Raw genomic sequence first — 21,652 nt, forward strand, 5'->3', positions numbered from 1 at the left:
CCCTAGGTTTTCATGGAGTTTTTCACAAGAGATCATATTTCCACAAAACTTACCCAAGAACGCTTGACGCCACCCCTCTGGGGCCTTATACACCCCTTCACAGCGCGGCGGTCAACACCGCAACATAGCGCACCGGATGGCGGGGTAGCTCAGTTGGTTAGAGCAGCGGAATCATAATCCGCGTGTCGGGGGTTCAAGTCCCTCCCTCGCTACCATCTCTCTTCAAACGAAGATCAAGACGAGAAGCTACAATTACCTCAAGATATGATGTGACAAACAGCTTCTTCACTTGTGCTCTCTCCATGTACACTTATCGACCTTGTTTTATCGCCATAACGTGTAATCAGCATGCTATTTTATCGGCCAAATTCAAACATTGATTAAAATATCACATCGATAAAGCCAGATAATATTGATATATTACATCTGAACCTCAGCAATAGATATTCAGATGAATCAAAAAAACAATCAATTGGGCCCTTACAGAATAATCAAGCAGATAGGGCAAGGCAGTAACGGGGTTGTTTTTGCTGGTGAAAATACAGCCACCGGCAAACATGTCGCCATCAAAATGGCCACTAAGCGCGACGCATCCAAGCTAAACCAACTCCGTCGCGAAATAAGGTCTCTCGCAAAGCTTAAGCATCCTGGAGTTATTCAGATTCTCGACCATGGCATCTCTGATGGCCTCCCATGGCATGCTACGGAAGTAATTGAAGCACCTACGCTTGCCAAAACGATTGACAAAATCTGGTCAGACCACCGATCAGCGACTTCCACCTCCACTACCCAGGAGTGGTTCGCAACAGAATACAGCCCCGAGACAACTATCTCCGGTTTTGATGAAATTAATCTAGACGAAAACATCACTTACCCTGACCACAACGTCCTACTGGACCATCACAATATTGCAGCTTCCGGCCAACTGGAAGATGCCCTTACGCTTATCTACGGCATTTGTGAGGTTCTTGCCTATGTACATGGCTTGGGAATTATTCACCGCGATCTAAAGCCCAGCAACGTCTTCATCCTTAAAAGCAAGTTTCCCATACTGGCCGACTTTGGCCTTGTCACTGAGGTACGTGGCTCAGTCGGTCGAGAGGTCGTTGAAAGCGCCCAAGTCATCAGCGGATCCCCTCATTTTATGGCACCGGAGCAAATTCGAAACGAAACTCTCGATGCTCGCTGCGACTTATATAGCCTTGGATGTATTTTATACGAACTTGTGACTGGATTGAAACCCTTCAACGGCTCGCGAACTCAGGTGTTTCGCGGTCATCTCGAACGCCTTCCGATCAATCCATCTGATCTTGTTCATGGTGTTCCCAAAACACTAGATGACATGATCATGTCGCTCCTATCAAAAACCGCAGACCAACGCATCGGCTACGCAGAAACTGTTTTGCAGTCGATTGAAGCACTCGGCATAAAGCGGCCAAAGTGGCCAGTAGCGGCTCCTTCAGCAAAGCCGTATCTTTATCGCGCGTCCTTTATTGAAAACTTCAAGATACAGGCAAATATAGAAAGTCATCTGAGCAACGCCAAAGATGGAATAGGCCAGATCCATATTGTCTTCGGTGAAAGCGGACTGGGTAAAACACGTCTCGTCTCAGAGATTGCCAGTAAGGCTAAGAAATCAGGAATGTCGGTTGTCAGTTGCGAGTGCGCCTCTCAAGTAAGAGACAGCACTCAAACTAAGCCAGTTAGCCAACCACTCCAACCTTTCTTACGATTGTTGGATCAGATCGCTGACACTTGCATCGAAGGGGGAAAGGAGAACTTTGAAATACTAATAGGGAGACATGCCGCAGTATTATCTCAATACTCGACCAGCATAAAATCTCTCCCTTGGGCGAAGCACCTTCCTACTTCACCAAAGCTCGAACCAGAGCAAACGCTCATACGACTATTCGAAGCCTTGCGTAGTGTCCTGACCGCTTATTCTCAAACTTGCCCTTTGCTGATGATCCTTGATGACCTGCAATGGGCCGACGAATTAACCCTGGCATTTCTAAAACACCTTGCTGAAGAAGGCATGGACGGCATCTCCGGACTTTTGCTTGGAACTATGAGATCCGAAGAGCGAACCAAAGAGATCAATGCTATTTTGCCTTTTGATGATGTCAGTGATGTCTCCTTGGAAAGAATGGGTACCCATGACATTGAAAAATTAGCTAGCGGCATGCTGGCGATAAACCGGCTTCCTGATGCATTCGCAGAATTCCTTTTAGAGCGTAGCAATGGCAACCCGTTCTTCATTGCTGAGTATCTTCGTACAGCAGTGGCAGAACAGGTGCTCCGGCGGGACCAATCTGGCAAGTGGGCCTTCGCGCACAAAGCACTATCCGATACAACCCACTTTGAAAAACTCCCACTGCCGAGTTCATTGAGTGAGCTGATCACCCTCCGCATTGGCCAGCTTAGCCCAGACGCACGCCGTTCAGTTGACTGCGCCGCACTCATTGGCCGTCAGTTCGAAATAGACCTCATCGCCTCTGTTAAAAAGCTGAACGAAGAGACGATCGGCCATGTGATTGACGAGTTGGTTGAACGCCAAATCTTAGAAGCCGACGAAAAAGATGGCTTCCGCTTCCTTCACGATAAAATCCGGGAGGTAACAGAAGCCCAACTTTCCGCTCACCGTCGCCGCGAACTGCATGAGAGAATAGCGACTGAACTGGACAAAGTAAGTGCGAGTGAAAAAGGGTCCGATAATATCGACGCGCGCCTAGGCTATCATTGGGCCTGTGCAGGCGTTCCCGGTCGAGCAGCCCGACATTTGCAACTTGCAGCAGATCACGCTCATCGCCACCACGCAAATGATGAAGCTATCAAACTCTATCAAACCGCCCTGTCGGAAATCCAGAAGGCCCGCACCCTTGAACCAGAACGCAAAGAGGACTGGTCTAGGGAAAGCATATCAGTTAACGAAGCTCTGGCAGGCCTGTATTCGCTCAAACGAAACCATGACCTCGCCCGTAGTGCATTGAAAAGCGCTCTGGACCAAAAGCCAACCAACCTGATCACGCAGGCCCGCCTGTACAGACTGAGGGCCAAAACCTATGAAGCAGAACATAGGCATGAAGAGGCGCTGACAGCTCTGGATGAAGCCGCGCGCGTCTTGATAACAGATAAGCGCACGCTGACTGGAACACGTGAGGAATACATAGAAATCAAGGTTGCTCGCTTGTGGACACATTACTGGGCCGCAAATTATCACAAAATGGACCAAGAATTTTCTGAGACACAAACTTTAATCGAGCACAGCGGCAACCCCGACCATCACTACAAACTGTACCTTTCGCTTATATACAGAAATCTGCGCCGCGATCGCTACAGAGTCAACGAAGCAACAGTTGAGTTAGGGCAACAGCTGTTGAGATCGGCCATTGAAACAGGAAGGCACATAGAGATTTCCGTCGCACAATTTGAACTTGGATTTCTTCTATTATTTGCCGGAAGGCTTGAAGAGGCGAAGTCAGCTCTACTGAAGGCTCTGGAGATGACCAAGCAAATCGGCGATACCAGCGGCCAAGTTCGCACGCTTTGCTACCATGTCATACTATTAAGAAGACTGGGAGACCTAACTGCAACCGAGATTGCAGCGCTGGAGCTACTGGAGGCAGCAAAAAAAGCTCAGATGATGGATTACGTTGGTGTCGCGCATGCATCATTGGGATGGGTGATGCTCAAGCAAGGAAACGTTGCTTCAGCAAAAACAGAAACCCAAAAAGCAATGAAGGTTTGGTCGGCCCTCCCCTTTGAATATGCAATGAAATGGACAGCCATACTAATTGATCTGAAGATCGCTTGTGAAGCAGGCGACCTAGAAGCGCTGAACAACTGCGCGCAAACTTTAAGACATGAAGTTCAGCTGAGACTCCCCGATCAGGTAGACTTTCCGTTGGAGGGCATAATCACGAGCTTCTCCACAAAGGATTATCGCAAAGTAATGAGCTGCGCAAAAGAAGCATTGCTTCAAGCCGAAACCAGAGGATTCTTGTAATATACATAGTTAGAATCACGTAATCATTTTGAGGGAAATAAAATGATCCTTGTTGTTGGAGCAACCGGTGTGCTCGGCTCTAAAGTCTGTAAAGAACTACGAGCCAAAGGGCACCAGGTAAGAGCAATGGTGCGAAGTAGCAGCAGCCAAGAGAGCGTCGAAAAGCTTAAAAATCTTGGTGCTGAAGTTGTTCACGCAGACCTTAAAGACCCCACAACAATTCAAACTGCCTGCCAAGGCGTGAATGCAGTTGTCTCTACAGCGACATCTGTTTCAAGGCCCGTTGAAGGTGACAGCTTTGAGAGCGTTGACCTGAAAGGACAGTTGGATTTGGTCACGCTCGCGAAAGAGAACGATGTAAAGCATTTTGTATACCTATCATTCCCCCAGTTTGGTCGAACATTCCCGCTCCAGACTGCAAAACGGGCGGTCGAAGATGCCCTGCGATGTGGTGAGATGGATTATACCATCTTGCAAGCGCCTCATTTTCAGGAGTCCTGGCTGGCAGCGCCAACCGGTATCAATCCTGAAACAAATGCAATACTTACTTTTGGCGGCGGTAAAGGTGCAATTTCCTGGATCTCGATAGATGATGTGTGTGCGGCCGTCAGAGCCACTTTGGAAACACCTGAGGCTCGGAACCGCACCTTGAAAATCGGCGGTGCCGAAGCGCTCAGTCAGGAAGAGGTCATCTTACGCTGCGAACAGCTCGCTGGCAGACCATTGCAGCGCGAAGACATGCCAAAAACACAGCTGGAAGCAATGTCCTCATCTGGCGACCCAATGATGCAAACATTTTCCGGTTTGATGAGTGTGTGTGTTGAGGACGGCTGTATCGTTGACAATGAAGAAGCTGAAAAAACATTGGGCTTCCGCCCACGACCACTCAATGACTATCTAGCTCAGCTGGTAGCCTCACTCACAACGACTTGATGCGCTGTAGACAACGCAGTCTCATGCACATAGTCCATGACAAGGGTCTGGAGAAACGCCTTTCGGCTCTTCAGGCCCAATCCAGCGATGTGACTATCTATATGAACAGGAACGGGAGTCTTCAATCGCTCGGTAAAGTGCCAGCTTAAGAGCTGTTCCTCAGTAGGGTTGTCGTCGTTTAGAAAAAACCCTTCCAGAACGTCAGATGGGACCAACGTCTTCTTGCTTTCAACCTTCTGGACAAGAGAGCCATATTTCCCGGCAGCGCGCAGCACATCTGGAAGTGCTTTGCGAATATCAGTATCGAAACTATCTCTGATGGTTTCGATACGTTGCTCACGCTTAATCAAAGAAATCAGGTCTTCAGAGCTGAGTTCCTGCTCATGCAGCCAGTCCTGAATTTCCGATCCCTCAACAAGATTACGCCTCACAAAGAAGGAGTGGAGCTTTAGCTGAAATTTCTCTGGCTGCTCCTGTAAGGCAACTCGATCCGCTTCCTTCAGCGAAAGAGCTCGTGCAATCGCACCATCGACAATCTGAGCATACAGCTTTGGATCAAGACGCAACTCATCCAGCAGATCATCAATATTCACTGGGTCTTCTGAAGGGGCGATCTGCCGGACTAACTTTTCCCATGTGTCCGTATGCGCAAAAGCAAACGACACCTTCTTTGGCTCTAAAGCCCCCGCTTGCTGCGAAGCCATGGTTTTGAGCATCTCCAAGGCATCATCACGCTTAACATCCACCTGCTCAGCTAAAAGCCAGCCTCGAAATGCCTCGATTTCATCGCAATCTGCCTGGCCTTCTATAGAGGACAACAGACGTTTGTAAGAACGCTCAGGAAAGTGAGAGGATTTTGCGGTTGCCTCACAGAACTCTCGAAGCTCTTTGCAAATGACATGCTGGCTCTCCGCCCGATCCAGCGTTGCACGGATGTTGACCATAGCCTCAGACAGTTTTGGATACCCCAACTCTGCCGGCCCATGAGCAATGGCAACCTCATCATCATCTTCAAGCCGCCCCTCATGATAGGCCTGAAACACCTTGCCGACGCCAGTCATCCCAAAGGTAGCCAACTCAGCAGCTCGCAATGCGCCCATACTCGCAGCCCCATAAACATGAACGCCTCGCGACATAGCCCATAGGATTTCCTTGTGCCAAACAGAAGGAACTTGCTCGAAATACCCGTCGATTATTCCGATCATACGGGCACCATCTTCAACAGCACGATAAACATCACCTTGCGAAGCTGGCGGAAGATAAGTCGCATCCAAGACGGCCTGAGCATCAGATAGAGCAAGGCTTGGACCAAGAAAAACAAAAACAGACATAGCTTTATGCACCACCAGCTAAATCGAGACTATGCAACTTCAATCGCTTGCCGGGGACATAGCCCGGAGCATCATGCAAACCTTCAAGACCGGGAATGACAACACGCACGACCTCAATGCCGTCAACATACCCTCCTAAATTCACCAGTGCGACCTGCTCAATTCCAACCGCCCGAAGTTGCGCAATTTGATGTGTAATGTCCTCTTCAAAGCTTTCCCCATCAAAGCTTGGCACGTCCTTGAACGAAAGGCCTTGAAGCTCAGCGCACTTACCTATTCTTTTCCTTATAGTCTCCACGCGATCGCGATTTCTGGAAACCTCAAAAAAGTCGCGGTGAGCATCATCCCTAGCTCCAGCAATAAATGTTAGTCGAGTTTGGGCAGCTTCCGTCAAAGCTCTCAAAAGGGCTATCTCACGCACTGAGTGGCATCCACTGCCATCGCTTGCATAATATTGTCCAAGATGGTTGGGAACGAAATCGGCGATCGTACAAGCAAAAGTTGGTAGCCCGATATCGGTCGTAATGGACCAAACACCGACAGCCTGTCCTGCATCGCGCAGCATCTTAATCACCTCAAGACAATCCGGATCATCAACACTAGATAAATCCAGAGCACCCTTCGGATCCGCTGTCGCCCCACGAGCAGACCAAAGTGCGAGCGCATCGCGTTCCACCAGCTCACAAATCCCATGACTAACCGCTTCCTGCCAGCAGTTGCCACTGGAAAGTCCGTTAGAACTCATCTGAAAGTGGCCGCTGCTGCCGGACAGTGGCAGCGTAAAGTTGGTGTGCACCATCTCATAGGGCACCCAAACCGAACAATCAGACACCAGATCACGCCCCTCACACCATAGAATCTGCCGGTTCAGATCCAATGATCGAGCGCTATTGTGCGGTAGGCGTCCAACATCAAGCACAGCCCCGTCCTGAGAGATCTCAGAGAAACTTGCCAGACGAAGTGGGAGCTTTACATGTTCTGCGTGATAGCCTTCAATCGCCTCCATTATGCCGGAAGCTTTGGCTGCCGCCAGGTCTAAGCCTTTGCCTTGAGATACGGCCAGCGACCGCGCATTAGGTCGGTAGACAGCAACCACAGGCAAGCCGATCTTATCAAGGTCGGTGATATTCGCGACACGGGTAATCCCAAAAGACTGCAAATAGGGCTCAATCCGCTCAACCGTCTGGACAGGTGAAACGAGCCGATGCGTGCCTCTACGGTATGTTTTCTCCACTAACGATGTTTCAGAGGCATGACTTCGTTGTAGCTCTTCACCGCTCCGAAAACACGCCTCCGCCGCTTTATGCGGAGCCATATCTATTAATAACCGCCTTTAATCACATCGATATTCAGGAGAAAGCATGTCCCTCCAACACTGCTCGGTGAAATTTTCTCTTCAGAACCTTTCTCCTCGTAGTTTGGAATTGAAGCAACTGCTGCACCAAACTTCACCAGCTCTTCCACTCTCATGTGCTCAGAAATTGGCTCAGGAGTTTTGTCTTTCCACTCAGCCTCAGAGATCCGATATACTTCATCTTTCCAGACAATCAGTACATCCTGATCATATTCAACTTTCTCATTGTTATCTGTAGACATAATTTCTTACCCTCAATTAAGAATCAAATATATTTACGTAGTTTTTATTATCACTCGTGCATACATTTACAATGATAGTTTAGTGTAATATATTTTAAAGCAATTTCCGCGCTCATCACACAACACTAACGAGCACTAATGCCCCATAATCCAATGTTAGGGGTTTTGGCTAACTCGAGAGTGTTAACGATCAAAGCAGAAAATGCGTGCTAACTGATAAATCCGAATACCGTGACGGCACAATAGTCTGATCGCTTCGGAAAATAAGAGATGGCCGGGGCTCCAAATGAACTGTGATGATTTGAAAATTGGAAAGACCGAGAATTCAGTAGATCAGGCAAGTGATTTGGGACAAGGATCAGATGAGACAGTTCAATTTGATCACCAACAACTCCCTATTGATCTAGCAAGTCATTCAAGTCAGAACGACAACTCCCAGCCTGGCATTATGTTTGTTAGTGGTAATGAAACTGGGCAAGTTCATCTTCTGACTACTCCAAGGGTTCAAATTGGTCGTTCGCCAGACCGCCAAATAATGGTTAGAGACGCGAGTGTTAGCCGTCAGCATCTGCTTTTGGAAACAACGCCAGAAGGCGTTCAAGCGATTGATCTGAAATCGCGTAATGGCGTGTTTGTAAATGGTAATAAGATCAAAAGATGCTGGATATCTCCCAATGATGTAATTCGCATCGGACCAAAGATAATATTGCGATACTCTCTTTTTTCCAATGTAGAGCTCGATGTACTGAGAAAAATGCATCGAGCATCAACTCTGGACCCACTTACGCTTACTTACAATAGGAAGTACTTCAGTGGTCATCTCAAGCAACTTCAAGAACTGCCTGCGAAAAAGCGAAATTTATCCCTCATCCTGATAGATATTGATCATTTTAAAAGAATTAATGATACGTTCGGTCATCAATTAGGTGATCAAGCCCTAAATCATATAGCAACAATCATTCGTACGACTGTAAGAGGGGATGATATTGTCTGCCGTTATGGCGGAGAAGAATTTACAATATTACTCAGTGACACATCTAATACTATGTCAACAGAAATTGCCGAAAGAATTCGCAATCGAATCGATAGTAATCCATTACGCCGAGATGGCAATACAATTCGCTTAACTGTTTCAATTGGTGTCGCAATAGTTGAAGAAGCAAACGGCAATCTGGACAATTTATTCAAATTAGCTGATGCTCGCATGTACGCAGCAAAGAGACGCGGTCGAAATCAAGTGGTAAGCTTGCAAAGTTCAGTTGATAGCGTCCAGCATCCATTTTCTTACAACCCCGATACTTAAGAGCACAAGGCTTGGAGATTAGCCCCAAAGCTATACAACAAGGACACCATGTCAGACGCAATGCAAGCAACTTCAACAGTTTGCTTGCGTCACTTTCCTTCTATCAGCCGGCCTCAGGGGTCTCTGCCTAGTGAAATGACCAACTCGCCTCATTCACTCACCCACAACTGTAACCTCGCGCGCATCCGTTTCCATCCGCTTTGGTGCAACCAGCCCTATCACAGTCTCTTTCAACCTCCTGACATCTGCCAGGATCATCATGAATGTCGGGATCAAGAACAAGGTGATCAAGGTTGCGAATAGAATTCCAAAGCCCAAAGACACCGCTGCAGGAATGAGGAATTGGGCCTGTTCAGCGGTTTCAAAGATCATTGGTGCCAGCCCGGCAAACGTGGTCGTCGAGGTTAGGATCACGGCACGCATGCGCTGAGTTCCTGCCGCAACAAGAGCCTGACGCATTGGCATACCGACAGCCCTGTTGTCATTAAAGGCAGAAACCAGAAGCAGACTGTCGTTCACCACAATACCGCTGAGAGCAAGTATCCCGTTGATGCTGAGGATGGAAACAGGGATACCAACAATCCAGTGCCCGATAATCGCTCCCGTAATACCAAACGGAATAGCGATCATAACCACAATCGGCTGGGTATAAGACTTGAGCGGCACCGCAAGCAGAACATAGATCGCGATGATCGTAATTCCAAAGGCCGTCATCAACCCACCAATTGCTTCGCGTTGCTGTTCAACCTCTCCCCCAAAATCAACGGCAACACCGGGATACATTGCCTGTAGTTCTGGCAAGATTTCCTGATTGAAGTAGGTGACCAACGCATCAGCAGCTATCTCGTCTTTATTGATCTGCGCATCAAGTGTCGCAACCCGCTTGCGTGAACTGCGATAGATCTCATCTACAGTCAGATCAGAATGCAAGTTTGCAACGGAGGACAGCAAGATAGGATCACCAGCCGGAGTACGAACATAGAGCGTTTGCAAGGCTGCAGCAGAGCTTCGCTGCGCCTCTGGGTAACGCACCCTCACCTTAACTTCTTGCTGGTTCCGCTGGAACTCCTGTATCTCTGCGCCGCCGATAGCCTGAAACACCTGCTCAGAAATGGCAGAGGTCGTCATGCCAACGGAGCGTCCGTAATCAGTGAGTTCAATGTTCAATCGCCCACGCACAGCCCTGAAGTCATTGGTAACTGACAAAACGCCGTTCTGGGTTGAGAGCCTATCCTCAACGTACTGGCTAGCCGCAATCAACTGATCAACATCATCCAGCAGTAGCTCTACTCTGAAATCAGCAAAATCAAAGTCATCAGCCGCAAACTTAATCGTTTGCGCCCCTTCAACTGGTCCAACCAGCTTGCGCCAGCGCTCTGCAATCTCATTTGCGGTAATGTCACGCTCGCTTGGCGGTGTAGTAATTGCCAGCACAGTCACGTTTCCATCGTCACTGGCCTGCATCTCAATGCCAGTGATCGGAGAAACACCAGACGTTACTTCAGCATCCAGCTGCGCTTTCAATTCATGAGCCGCCGCTTCAATCCGGTTCGCTTCAGCAAACAGTCGCCCATAACCAAGGTCAGGCTCGCCTTTATAGGTCGCAGTCACGATTTGACGTGGGATCTCTGGGAAGAACACAACACGCACAATCCCGGAGGGCACCATATAGACCACCGCCACAAAGAGCACCACAAAGCACAAGGCAGACAGATAACGCATTCTGAGGCTGAGCTTCACCAAGGGGCGATAAACACTTTGCTTAAACCGCTCCAAGCCGCCGCTGACAGCGTTCTGAATAACCTTCCAACCACGAGAAAGCGGATTAGCAGGCTTTGCATTATGCTTCAGATGAGCCAGATGCGCAGGCAGAATGAACTTGGATTCAATGATCGAAAACACAAGGCAGAAAACCACCACCCAAGAGAACACCGAGAACACTTCCGCCAGCCGTCCAGTCACCAGCGTGATTGGGTAGAAAGCAGCAATTGTTGTCAGCACGCCAAAGATTGCAGGTGTCGCGACCAGTTTGACGCCCTTGATGACGTTATCAATCCCATCGCCTTCTTTCTCAGTCACACTATGCGCGCTCTCAGCAACCACAATCGCATCATCAACCACGATACCAAGCGCAATGATGAACCCGAATGTAGTCATCTCGTTGAGCGTCATTCCCCAAAAGGAATCTCCCATCAAGGTAAGTGCGCCTGCAAAAGCGATTGGCAGCCCCATTGCAACCCAGAAAGCCGTACGTAAGTTGAGAAAAAGCGCAAGAGTGACGAGTACAAGCCCCATTCCCATGAGACCGTTTTTCATCATCAGAGAAAGACGGTCTGAGATGTTCTCGCTCTCGTCCTCCCAAAAATCAAACTTGATGTTCGTGGGCAAGCTGTCTTCAGCTTCAACCTCATTGATAATTTCACGTGCTCGCACTGCTGCAGGAATAAGATTGGCTTTCCCGATCAGCTGCACGCTCAGCTTTCTGGCAGGTAGTCCTTGATAGCGGTAGATTGAGCGATCATCCGTGTAAGCATCCGTAATCTTTGCAACATCCTGCAACCTAACAACAGTGCCATCAGAAAGAGTCACAACAGGAATGCTTTCGAAGTCTTGCAGAAAGTAACCCTGCCTGTCTGCTTTAATCAGGATCCGCCCGTTTTCACTCTTCAAACTGCCTTGCTGAGAAATAAGCGAGAAGTTACCGACCTGTCGAACCAGTTCATCAAAGCTGAGCTTATATCGCTGCAAAGCTTCTTCCTGCACTTCAATCGAGATCTCCTGCATCCGCTCACCACTGATAGTGACAGTTGGGATCAACGCGTCCTCAAGTAAGCGGTCTTTGATACGCCGCGCAACAGTATCCAGAACGTCTGGATCCGCCTCTCCATAGAGCTCAATTTGAATAGCATCTTCAATCTCCTCCGCGCGCACCACAACTGGCTTCTCAGCAGTTGAAGGAAGAGAAACAGCATCCACCTTGGTTTTGATGTCGGAAAGAAGCTTATCCAGATCAGTGCCGGAGGATTTTTCGATTACGATCGAAGAGTTGCTCGCCGTGGAGGTGCTCGTGACTTTCTTGATACCTTCGGTCCCTGTCAGCGCACGCTCAATCTTCTCCGTCACACCACGTTCAGTTTCTTGCGCAGCACCTGACTTGTATTCAACGCTGATAGTGACCTGATTGGCTTCAAATCCCGGAAAACCCTCAGTGCGAATGTTCATTGCGGTGTAAATACCAGCAACAAAAATACAGATCATAAGCAGGTTTGCCGCAACCGGGTTGTGCGCAAACCAAGCGATCCACCCTTTGTGGTTACTCTGTTGCATGGCTTACTCCGCAGCCTGAGTGGTGACAATCTGCTGTGGCAGATAACGACTGATTGGGTTCACCACGATCTCCCATGACCCTTGAGAAGGAAACGCCGTTACATCTAGAGCCACCTCATCGCCGCGCGTGAACAAAGGCGCCACAAGATGCCGCTCAAGCTGGCTATTATCAGAGACTGTCCAGACATATCCTTGAGAGGTAATGGCGGACGCCGGAACCATGACTATCTCCGGAATTTCTCGCCCTGTGAGCATCACACGCACAAATGTACCCGGACGCATGACAGTGCCCTGCGCATTGCGAGGTTCAATCTGCAACCGCAAGGATTGCTGACGTGTTTGGGCATTCGCAGTTGCCCCAACTGAAGTGATCTTGGCGGGCCACTGCACGCCAGACTCGTTCAACACGCGTGCCGATATCTCATTGACGCTGAGAGAACTGCCCTTCTCAGTCATCAGCAATTGCCATTGGGCAGGTGTCAGGGCCACCTCAACATCCAGTGTGTCGGTCGAGTAAATCTCGGCGATCTGCGTGCCTGCGGCGACGTAGCTGGAAGGTGCAATGCTGCGCAAAATCACAACCGCATCAAAAGGCGCAACTATACGAGTGTTTTCAAGATTCCGCTGCGCTTCCACCAGATTGGCCGCGGCTGCTTTGAGCTTAAGCTGCTCCAGTTTCAAAAACGGTTTTCTCAAAACCAGCGGGGTTACTTCACGACCTTTGATATTCGCACGTTCCCAATCCAGCTCAGCTTGTTTCCCGCGCTGTTCCTCTTGCAAAAAAGACAGCTCAGAACTCGCGACACTTTCCTGTGCAGTGGCCAGCGCTGCCCGATAGCTGCTATCTTCAATCTCAGCCAGAACATCACCTTTTTTGAGCATCAGTCCAGGCTCGAGCTGCGATGATAAGCGCACAACACGACCAGTCACCTCACTCGTCAACTGCTGCTGATAGTGTGCACTCACAGCACCAAAGACAGTAAACTCAACAGCCTCCGGCCCGGCCTCTCGCGTAACCACTGAAACCAAAGGCCGAGGCAAAGTAGGTACAGTGGCTTCCTGTGCCATAGCAGGCTGTGAAGCTGTCAATCCTGCCAGAAGGGTCAGTATCGAAAGGCAAACGGCCTGAGGTGCTTTCGAAGGATATGCTCCGAAAGCCATAAATGGTCGAAGGGTACTACGCATATTGGGAACTGCTTGTTGGTTTGAGAAGGAATAAAAGTGCCCGCCTAAAGGCCGATGCCAAAAGCAACAGCCAGATCAACACGATTTTGCATTCTGCTGCTGCGTATGTTGACCACCGCTTGCCGAGCAGCAAACGCATCACGTTCCGCTGACAACAGCGTCACAATATCGGTCAGGCCATCACGATACCTGCGTTCATATTGTTCATAATTGCTTTGAGAATGGCTCAGGGCCCGGGTGAGAAACGTTTCGCGGCTGCGCAACGTTTGCTCATTCTGGAGGCCGTTTTCGACCTCCAGAACAGCCGTGAGCAATGTCTGACGATAAGACAGCCAGAGGCGGGCAGCATCCAGATCAGCTTGTTTGGCGGTTAACCGGCGATTTCCGCCATCGAGTATCGGAGCTGACATTGATCCAAGGAGACGCCATGCCGGGCCACCATTCAACAAATCTGCAAGGCTTGCGGATTGATCACTTGCAGAAAAGTTGACAGAAAAAGACGGAAGCAGATCCTTGTAAGCTGCCTTATGTTGCAGGTCCGCAGCAGCGGCCCGCTCATAAGCAGCTAACAGGTCTGGTCGCCGCCCAAGTGTGGTGGCTGGCATGGCGCCTTTAGGCAGCTTGACGTTGGGGAGCAAGCTACCAGTTCGAAAATGAGTGTTCGGCATCTGGCTGGCCGCAACCTGCATCTGCCGTTTAAGCTGATCAATCTGCAATTTACGATCTGCCAGATCGGATTGCGCATTGGCAGTGGCAGAACGCGCCGCCTCCAAGTCACTCAGCTCTCCGATACCGCGTGTAAATTGATCAGAGATGATCTCCTCGGTGTTTCCCAGGCTGGAAATGCGGGAACGATCCAGATCTGCCAGTTTCTCCAGTGCAGTGAGCTGCACCCAGTTCCGCATCGCTTGCGCTGCAAGAGAAGCCCGTGCTGCTTGCAAATCATGCTCGCTGGCGGTTTGGATCCGGCCAGATGCGCGCGCACGATCAGAAAGCTTGCCCCAAAGATCAGCTTCCCAATTGACGGTGAGGTCTCCGCCAACAGAGCTGGCATAAGACGTCCCTTGGGCAGATTTTGAGCGTTGTCGATCTGCACTGCTGTTGAATGTAAGTGTTGGCCAGAGTGAGTCAGATGTCTTTTCCCGCTCCAGCTCTGCTTTTTGCAAATCAAGCACTGACTGACGAAGAGAGATGTTGTTTGCCAACACCGCATCCACATGTGTGTTCAGCTTCTTATCACTACTCAACGCAAGCAGTGACGAAAGGTTTTGCGCTTGAGGCGACACACCTTGCTTCCACTCAGCGGGTGTCTGTTTCACGGCCATTTCTTCCGTAAACGTTGTTCGCTGAGGGCTCAGCCCGGTTGTGCAACTTGCCAGCAAAATACCCGATGCTGCAAAAATGAGCATGTGCGATAAAGACCGCATGTCCTATCCCCTATAAATTCTCAGGGGAGAAATAACTCAGTGAGGATTATCGCAGGGTAACGACGTAACTTACTATGAAATAACAACAATTAAGAATATGCATATCGCAGATGCATTCACTAGAAAGTTAAACGAGTCGTAACGTGATCGCCAACTTGCTCTATCTGAAAAGTCCAGTTCAAACGGCGTGCAATCCGGCGAATGAGCGAAAGACCGACACCATAACTCTCCTCAAAGACAATCTTGCTCTCCTGTTCGGAAAGGTCCGCAGCCTGGTTGCAAATGACGATATCTTTAGGACTGATCGAAATATCAATTTGACCATGCTGCGTGTGCTGGAATGCATTCCGAATAATGTTGGCAGCAATAATACTCAGCGGTACTCTGGGTGCATCAATCGTAAGAGCTGGAAGGTTCACGTTCAGCACAACGCCCTTTCCGCAAAGCAAATATTTATGGTCTTCAATCACTTCATCCAGAAGTGTCGATAGATCCACTTTCTCAAGGTCCGGGTTAGGTTCCTGCTCACGTCCCAACCATAACAACGTCGCTACAATGGTCTCCATTGAATGACTGGCACGTTTGATCCGTGCGGTTACTTTGCGTTGTTTGTCATCTGTCGCAATCTTTTCCATGACACTGGTGCTACCAGAAATGATCGTAATCGGTGTCCGCAACTCATGGCTCGCATGACGCAAAAACGAATGCTCTCTTTCCACAAAACGCCCCAGTCGCCGTGCAGCATTGCTCAGGTGGTCACCAATTTTATTCAGTTCGTCATAATGAAAATCTGGTCGCCGCTCGACGGCACTCGTCTCATTCAACGTGTCAGCCCACTCTTGTAAGGCAGCGATACGGCGATTGATACGTTGGTTGAGGAATTGCGACAGCAAAAACACCAGTACAAGGATTGTAGCACCACCAACAAACATCACACGTTCAAGAAAATCAAAATCCAGAATTCCCCCAGTGTCCAGATCCTCATTGAACTTCAACATGCGAACGACATAGAGCGTACGACCATCACTAAGACGCTCAGCTAAGAAAAAGATGACAAATTCTGGAGCTCTTCCGCTTTCACCAACTGGTTCGATATCAGCATGGCCAAGCTCAATTTCATCTTTTGGAAAAGCCTTCTTTACCATCTCTGGTAGATCTTCATATTTGAATGTCGAGAAGATCCTTGCATCTTCAGGAGGCAAGTCTGCAGGCTGCTTCTCCAGCGCTTTTTCATAGGCAAGTATAAAGCTCTTTAGCTCAACCTTGTTTGATAACTTCAACCCAGCAACCAGGTAAGAAAACAGACCGATCGTATAGACGATTACAAGCAAGCCAACGAAAGCGAGTAACCAGTAGCGCAGCTCCCGCTTCAGTGTCTTTGTCTTCTTTCTTTTTCGCCTAAACAGAAACATCTGGTACTTCCCTCAGGGCCTCAATACAAAGCCGGAGCCCGCAATTGTATGCAAAAGCTGCGTTTCAAAAGGGCGTTGCACTTGGCGGCGAAGTTTATAAAGGTGCACTTTAAGACTGTCACTGGCAGGTACCTGATCTCCCCAAACAGCTCTCTCAAGCTCTTGTTTGCTCAAAACATTGGGCGTACTTCGAACCAACTGCTCAAGCAAGATCCATCCAGTCGGAGACAATTTCAACTGCCGCCCCGCACGTGTGGCCTGTCGCGCATTCAAATTGACTTCCAGATCCCCGATCGTAACTGCATTACAATGGCCTTTACTCCTGCGATGCAAAGCACGAATACGCACCGCCAGCTCGGGAAAGGCAAAGGGCTTGATCAGGTAGTCATCTGCACCTGCCTCAAATCCCGCAACACGATCACTCACCGCATCACGTGCAGTCAGCATAAGGATCGGACAGGTGATATTTTTTGCCCGCAACTGCTGACAAACCGAGAGCCCATCGACTTTCGGCAGCGTGAGATCCAGCAAAATAAGATCGTATTGATTTTTCAGCGCGCTATCGAGGCCTGCCTGACCATTAAAGGCGAAGTCACATTCGATATTCTCGAAAGATAGAAAATCACCAACTGTCGCTGCCAGATCCATATCGTCTTCAATGAGAAGTACAAGCAGTGCATTCATTTCCATCGGCATCACTCAGCCTTGCCTGACCACTATTACGGGACCTGGGAGAGGTTATGATCGTATCCGATCAAAATTAAGAGGCGGTTGAACCGTGAAAAAGGCTGAAACATTCGACTACACCTATGAAGGATACATCTCCGGAACATCCCACAGCAGATGTAACGAGCTGGTTATCACGTAAGTAGCCGAAAAATATATGAATTCAATCAAACGAGGTAAAAGCGACGACCCAAAAAACCTTGGGTCGCCACTTAGAGTTCTAGGTGCAAGACTTGTTGCCGAAAGCAACCTCAGTTCCCCACCTTTGCAAGCACATCTGCTTTTAGGAAACGCTCAATAAACAGCATGAAGCCGACGGATGGCACCAGCAGGATCAGGGAGGAGATGGACGCGATTTGGTAGTTGCCTTCCATGCTGGAGGTAAACAGCAACATCGGTAGCGTCACAACGTCTGGCGCACCAACAAAGTAGGTTCCGGTAAACTCGTCCATAGAGATGAGGAACACAAAGATCGCGCTTGCCATGACGCCCGGCAAAGCCAGAGGCAATGTCACATCAGTAAACGTGCGCCAACGCCCTGCCCCCATGTTACGCGCAGCAGCTTCCAGTTCCGCATCCACAGCAGCAAAGGCAGCAGTCGCAATCCATACGGCAAACACCAGCCCCTGACTGGCGTGAACCAGCACAACACCTGCAATGGAACCGGTCAGATCCAATCCATAAAAAATGCGCGCAACATTCATATGCACAGCAACCGCCGGAAAGGCCTGCGGCAGGAGAAACAGCAGCATGATGAGATAGCGGAACGGCATTTTCCCACGCGCCAGAGCATATCCAGCTGGAATGGCAATCGCCAGACTGACCACCACAGTTAGCAGCGCAATCCAGATGCTGGAGAACAGGGCCTCAGTGGCATTACCCTCAGGGCGGAAAACACGTTCCCAGAAGGAAAAGCCGTATTCCAGAGGCAGCTTGTAAGGAAAGTACCAAACTTCCGCGACAGCCCACAAAAGCATGTTGGTGATCGGGCCAAAGATCGCAAAAGCCAGCAGGCTCATGGTGAGAACGCGGGTAATTGTGCGCACCCAAGTGGAAGAAAGAGCAGCTTGCACCATCTTATGCTCCCTTATCTTTCAGGCTCTGACGCAGATAGAACCACGCAACCACCCCGGTAAACAGATAGGACATGATGCCCAGCGCATTAGCGACGCCATAGTCGCCATAGGAATTGATCCGCCACGCCATATCAACAGTCAGCATGGTCGGCGACTGCGCGTTAATCATGAGCGGCACGGAAAGAACAGACAGCATCACCACATAAGACAGGATCAACCCAACCATCAGCGTTGTCGCAATCTGCGGCACCACAAGCTCAATCAGAATACGCAGGCGGGAAGCCCCAAAAATCCGGCCAGCGTCAATCGTGGTGCGGTCAATGGAAGCCATAGCGCCCGCAACAAGCAGAGCCACAAACGGTGTCTGCTTCCAGACAAAGGTGATCACAATCCCGCGCCAGTCTAGATAACTCTGCGCCGCCAGTGGCTCGATAATGCCAGAGCTTGTGAGGATGTTGTTCATCATCCCGTTCTTTGCCAAGAACGTCCGCATCAACTGCGCACTTACAATAAACGGAATGAACAACGGCCACCGATAAAGCCACTTGAGGACTGCGACAGCCGTCGGGTTTTCGCCAAGCGTCAGATAGCCCGCAATAGCAACAGCCAGCACGCCGATAACAACCGTAGACAGGCTGACAATCACAATCGTAAACAGAATATCTTTGGAATAGAACTCAATAGCCTTAGTAAAATTGGCGATATGCCAGCTGCCTTCGCCATTGTCTGTGAAGGCTGAAACCACAGAATAGCCAAAGGGATAAACAAACAAAAAGCCGATCATCAACAGTGCAGGCGCAACAAGCAATATTGCTCCCATCCGACCCGGCCCAACTGACATACTTTGTCCACTCATGGACACCACCTCTCACCAAAACCAAACTTGCCGGGAGAGACGCACGCCCCTCCCGGTTTCTTTCAGATATGCTTAGTTAGAAACCTGCCGCTCGTAGCCTTCTTTGATGTCGTCAAAGTAAGGACCAATCGGGAACGGTTTACCCTTCTGAGCCAGTTCAAGAGGTGTGACGTCAGTGAACAACTTGGACCAGACTTCCTCATCCAAAGCTGCTTTCACGTGGTCTGCATCGATGCCTGGATACCAGTTGAAGCGGTTCACAATGCCTTCGGCCTGAACAGCAGGGCTGGTTGCCAACTCGATGAACTTTTCAGCCAGATCTTTGTTCGCAGCCTTCGCTGGGGTTGCGTAATAGTAAGGCTGACCAGGCATACCCGGTGCAATCAGTTTCAGCTTCAGATTTGGTGGAATACGGCCATCGCCCTGCCAGGAATAGAACATGTCGACCCAAACCGGACCCATGACGATCTCACCACGGTTCAGCATGTCCAGAGTACCAGCATTACCCGGAGTGAAAGTCACGTTCTCGTTGAACGCTTTCAGATCAGCATAAGCCTGCGCCCAGGTGTCTTTCTTCGCCGGATCATATGGACCGCTCTGCAGGGTCTTTGTGTCGCCTGCGTAGGTGTACATCCAGCCAGTCACAAACGCGACGCCGGACATACCGTTTTTGATGCCGTTGTAGCCGAACTGTTTTGGGTACTTCTCTACCCATGCACGCAGCTCGTCATAAGACTCAGGTGGGTTTGGCACCAAAGCCGGGTTGTAAGCAATCGCCGTCTGGCTATGGAACATTGGCATCACATAGCCGCCAACATAAACGCCAAGCGCATTTTCAGCCGTCGCGCGCGTAACCATTTTGCCGGTTTCGATGTTGTCGCGGAAATCAGCCAAAAGGCCTTTTTCTTTCATCTCGCCGGTTTTCTTCTGCGCAGCAACAATAACGTCGATGTCCCACTGCTCTTTACCTGCAGCAGACTGTGCTTCCAGCTTTTCAAGAATTTTCTGAGAACCAGCATCTCCCGGGCCGGTCCCAGTGACGCGAACTTTCACGCCTGGGTATTTTTCTTCAAAAAGCGGGCCCAGATAATCGGTCACATATTCAACCATGTTCTGGGAGCCGCCGGTAATCACGTTCAGCTGGGTTTCAGCCGACGCAGGCAGAGCAACAGCAATCACAGCACCTGAGATTGCACCTGTAAGAACTGACTTAAGTGTCATCACTCAAAATTCCTGGGTTAAGATCGTTGAGAAAAAAGTTCTATTCACGTTTAAAAAGGTGTCAGGCCGCCTCGGAATAAAGGTGAAGCCCACCAGCTGGCACGCAGATCGTCACCACATCGCCAACCGCATATCGACAAGGATCGTCGATCATGTAGAGCTGCCCGGCGCTTTCTATTTCGTAGCGAAATACCCCCCCCGGATAGCTGAGTTGTGTCACCCTACCCGCCAGAGCCAAATGCCCCTCAGGTACGGCTTCATCGGCACGCAAATGTGCTGCACTGGAGCGGAAACGCCCCCGAACAGATCCGGCAGCTGATGCCTGCCAGTTCACACCTCCATCACCAATCTCGTTTGAAACGCTTAAGCTGGCAGCCTTGACGGCCTCCTGCCTTGCAATGCTCAAAGTTCCATTTGCACGCTCAACATTGAGGGCAATTTCGTTCTCAGCGCCCATAAAGGTCGCAACAAAATTGGACTTTGGCTGCTCAAAAACTTCCAGCGGTGTGCCCACCTGCGCAACGTGCCCTCCATTGAGAATAACAATGCGATCGGCCATCACCATCGCCTCTTCCCTGTCGTGGGTCACATGCACTGCCGTCAAACCCATACGCTGTTGCAAAGAACGGATCTCATGCCGCATGGACAAGCGAATGCGTGCATCAAGATTGGAAAGCGGCTCATCCAGCAACAGGATCGGAGAATCGACAGCCAGTGCCCGGCCAAGCGCCACACGTTGACGCTGACCACCAGAAAGGTTGGGCACTTTGCGGTCCCCAAAATCCGCAAGTCCCAGCAGCGTCAACAGCTCATCAACCTTCCGGTTGATTTGCTCCTTGGACATCCCACGCAGCTTCAGCCCATATCCCATGTTCTGACAAACCGTCATATGAGGCCAGAGCGCATAACTTTGAAACACCATCGCCATGTTGCGTTGCTCGGGTGGTAACTGTGCAACATCATTCCCGTTAACGCGGATCTGCCCCGACATGGGTTTGATGAAACCGGAGAGACTTTTCAGAAGAGTTGTCTTTCCGCAGCCAGATGAACCCAGCAGCGCAACAAACTCAGACGAGTTGATTTCAAGATCAATGTCATGAAGAACACGGGTCTTGTCGTAACCAACACAAAGCTTTTCGATTTCGATTCCTACGCCAACCATTCCGGAAACTTGCCCCCCTTTAAGCAACCAAAGCATTATGCTATGAGTTTTGGCAATCGATTGCAATAGAGGTCTTCTAAGCGACTTCTTT

At 49.7% G+C, this 21,652-nt stretch carries 15 protein-coding genes and 1 tRNA gene; 4 read left to right on the forward strand and 12 right to left on the reverse strand.

All coding sequences use genetic code 11. The features are described 5' to 3' along the window. Positions 1-138 precede the first annotated feature (138 nt). From PsAD5_RS24525 to PsAD5_RS24535, 3 genes are all read left to right on the forward strand, one after another. A tRNA-Met gene (locus PsAD5_RS24525) sits at positions 139-215 on the forward strand. Between the two features lie 236 nt (positions 216-451). After that, the gene (locus PsAD5_RS24530) at positions 452-4,006 is read left to right on the forward strand and encodes a protein kinase domain-containing protein (RefSeq protein ID WP_063294012.1); all 3,555 of its coding nucleotides are present in this window, start codon (positions 452-454) and stop codon (positions 4,004-4,006) included. 42 nt (positions 4,007-4,048) lie between these two features. Beyond that, a complete protein-coding gene (locus tag PsAD5_RS24535) occupies positions 4,049-4,939 on the forward strand; it encodes an SDR family oxidoreductase (RefSeq protein WP_063294013.1) in 891 nt (296 codons plus the stop codon). On the opposite strand, the gene PsAD5_RS24540 is transcribed toward PsAD5_RS24535, so the two are convergent. The 3 genes from PsAD5_RS24540 to PsAD5_RS24550 are packed head-to-tail and all read right to left on the reverse strand — an operon-like array spanning position 4,909 to position 7,866. Next, positions 4,909-6,270 (reverse strand): TfuA-like protein, encoded by a 1,362-nt coding sequence (locus PsAD5_RS24540; protein WP_153041420.1) that lies wholly within the window; start codon positions 6,268-6,270, stop codon positions 4,909-4,911. The two genes, PsAD5_RS24535 and PsAD5_RS24540, sit on opposite strands and share 31 nt — an antisense overlap. A 4-nt stretch (positions 6,271-6,274) precedes the next feature. Continuing rightward, positions 6,275-7,585 carry a YcaO-like family protein gene (locus tag PsAD5_RS24545; RefSeq protein WP_082831041.1) on the reverse strand — a complete coding sequence of 437 codons (1,311 nt, stop codon included), beginning with the start codon at positions 7,583-7,585 and terminating at the stop codon, positions 6,275-6,277. Between the two features lie 5 nt (positions 7,586-7,590). Continuing rightward, positions 7,591-7,866: a hypothetical protein gene (locus PsAD5_RS24550; protein ID WP_063294016.1), complete on the reverse strand. Its 276-nt coding sequence runs from the start codon at positions 7,864-7,866 to the stop codon at positions 7,591-7,593. A 286-nt stretch (positions 7,867-8,152) separates the two neighbouring features. On the opposite strand from PsAD5_RS24550, the gene PsAD5_RS24555 reads away from it, so the two are divergent. After that, a complete protein-coding gene (locus PsAD5_RS24555) occupies positions 8,153-9,169 on the forward strand; it encodes a GGDEF domain-containing protein (protein ID WP_063294017.1) in 1,017 nt (338 codons plus the stop codon). 153 nt (positions 9,170-9,322) lie between these two features. Here PsAD5_RS24555 and PsAD5_RS24560 read toward each other — a convergent pair whose 3' ends face one another. From PsAD5_RS24560 to PsAD5_RS24600, 9 genes are all read right to left on the reverse strand, one after another. After that, positions 9,323-12,496: an efflux RND transporter permease subunit gene (locus tag PsAD5_RS24560; protein WP_063294018.1), complete on the reverse strand. Its 3,174-nt coding sequence runs from the start codon at positions 12,494-12,496 to the stop codon at positions 9,323-9,325. A 3-nt stretch (positions 12,497-12,499) separates the two neighbouring features. Continuing rightward, positions 12,500-13,681: an efflux RND transporter periplasmic adaptor subunit gene (locus PsAD5_RS24565; RefSeq protein ID WP_063294019.1), complete on the reverse strand. Its 1,182-nt coding sequence runs from the start codon at positions 13,679-13,681 to the stop codon at positions 12,500-12,502. Between the two features lie 44 nt (positions 13,682-13,725). After that, positions 13,726-15,108, reverse strand: a complete 1,383-nt coding sequence (locus PsAD5_RS24570; protein WP_063294020.1) for a TolC family protein — start codon at positions 15,106-15,108, stop codon at positions 13,726-13,728. Positions 15,109-15,227: 119 nt separating this feature from the next. After that, a complete protein-coding gene (locus PsAD5_RS24575) occupies positions 15,228-16,520 on the reverse strand; it encodes a sensor histidine kinase (protein WP_063294021.1) in 1,293 nt (430 codons plus the stop codon). A 12-nt stretch (positions 16,521-16,532) separates the two neighbouring features. After that, entirely contained in the window at positions 16,533-17,210 is a 678-nt protein-coding gene (locus tag PsAD5_RS24580; RefSeq protein ID WP_063294109.1) for a response regulator transcription factor, read from the reverse strand. A 287-nt stretch (positions 17,211-17,497) separates the two neighbouring features. Then, positions 17,498-18,322, reverse strand: a complete 825-nt coding sequence (locus PsAD5_RS24585; RefSeq protein ID WP_063294022.1) for an ABC transporter permease — start codon at positions 18,320-18,322, stop codon at positions 17,498-17,500. Between the two features lies 1 nt (position 18,323). Then, entirely contained in the window at positions 18,324-19,142 is an 819-nt protein-coding gene (locus PsAD5_RS24590; RefSeq protein ID WP_063290166.1) for an ABC transporter permease, read from the reverse strand. A gap of 108 nt (positions 19,143-19,250) precedes the next feature. Continuing rightward, positions 19,251-20,399, reverse strand: coding sequence for an ABC transporter substrate-binding protein (locus tag PsAD5_RS24595; RefSeq protein ID WP_063290076.1), 1,149 nt, complete (start codon positions 20,397-20,399; stop codon positions 19,251-19,253). A gap of 61 nt (positions 20,400-20,460) precedes the next feature. Next, the gene (locus tag PsAD5_RS24600) at positions 20,461-21,561 is read right to left on the reverse strand and encodes an ABC transporter ATP-binding protein (RefSeq protein ID WP_063294023.1); all 1,101 of its coding nucleotides are present in this window, start codon (positions 21,559-21,561) and stop codon (positions 20,461-20,463) included. Between the last annotated feature and the right edge of the window lie 91 nt (positions 21,562-21,652).

The sequence above is a fragment of the Pseudovibrio sp. Ad5 genome (assembly GCF_001623095.1).
Classification (GTDB): domain Bacteria; phylum Pseudomonadota; class Alphaproteobacteria; order Rhizobiales; family Stappiaceae; genus Pseudovibrio.

Coding starts and splice junctions, on each gene's coding strand:
- PsAD5_RS24555 (WP_063294017.1), top strand. CDS start 8,153: ATGAACTGTGATGATTTGAAAATTGGAAAGACCGAGAATTCAGTAGAT.
- PsAD5_RS24565 (WP_063294019.1), bottom strand. CDS start 13,681: ATGCGTAGTACCCTTCGACCATTTATGGCTTTCGGAGCATATCCTTCG.
- PsAD5_RS24535 (WP_063294013.1), top strand. CDS start 4,049: ATGATCCTTGTTGTTGGAGCAACCGGTGTGCTCGGCTCTAAAGTCTGT.
- PsAD5_RS24590 (WP_063290166.1), bottom strand. CDS start 19,142: ATGGGAGCAATATTGCTTGTTGCGCCTGCACTGTTGATGATCGGCTTT.
- PsAD5_RS24570 (WP_063294020.1), bottom strand. CDS start 15,108: ATGCGGTCTTTATCGCACATGCTCATTTTTGCAGCATCGGGTATTTTG.
- PsAD5_RS24575 (WP_063294021.1), bottom strand. CDS start 16,520: ATGTTTCTGTTTAGGCGAAAAAGAAAGAAGACAAAGACACTGAAGCGG.
- PsAD5_RS24560 (WP_063294018.1), bottom strand. CDS start 12,496: ATGCAACAGAGTAACCACAAAGGGTGGATCGCTTGGTTTGCGCACAAC.
- PsAD5_RS24550 (WP_063294016.1), bottom strand. CDS start 7,866: ATGTCTACAGATAACAATGAGAAAGTTGAATATGATCAGGATGTACTG.
- PsAD5_RS24585 (WP_063294022.1), bottom strand. CDS start 18,322: ATGGTGCAAGCTGCTCTTTCTTCCACTTGGGTGCGCACAATTACCCGC.
- PsAD5_RS24530 (WP_063294012.1), top strand. CDS start 452: ATGAATCAAAAAAACAATCAATTGGGCCCTTACAGAATAATCAAGCAG.
- PsAD5_RS24595 (WP_063290076.1), bottom strand. CDS start 20,399: ATGACACTTAAGTCAGTTCTTACAGGTGCAATCTCAGGTGCTGTGATT.
- PsAD5_RS24580 (WP_063294109.1), bottom strand. CDS start 17,210: ATGGAAATGAATGCACTGCTTGTACTTCTCATTGAAGACGATATGGAT.
- PsAD5_RS24545 (WP_082831041.1), bottom strand. CDS start 7,585: ATGGCTCCGCATAAAGCGGCGGAGGCGTGTTTTCGGAGCGGTGAAGAG.
- PsAD5_RS24600 (WP_063294023.1), bottom strand. CDS start 21,561: ATGGTTGGCGTAGGAATCGAAATCGAAAAGCTTTGTGTTGGTTACGAC.
- PsAD5_RS24540 (WP_153041420.1), bottom strand. CDS start 6,270: ATGTCTGTTTTTGTTTTTCTTGGTCCAAGCCTTGCTCTATCTGATGCT.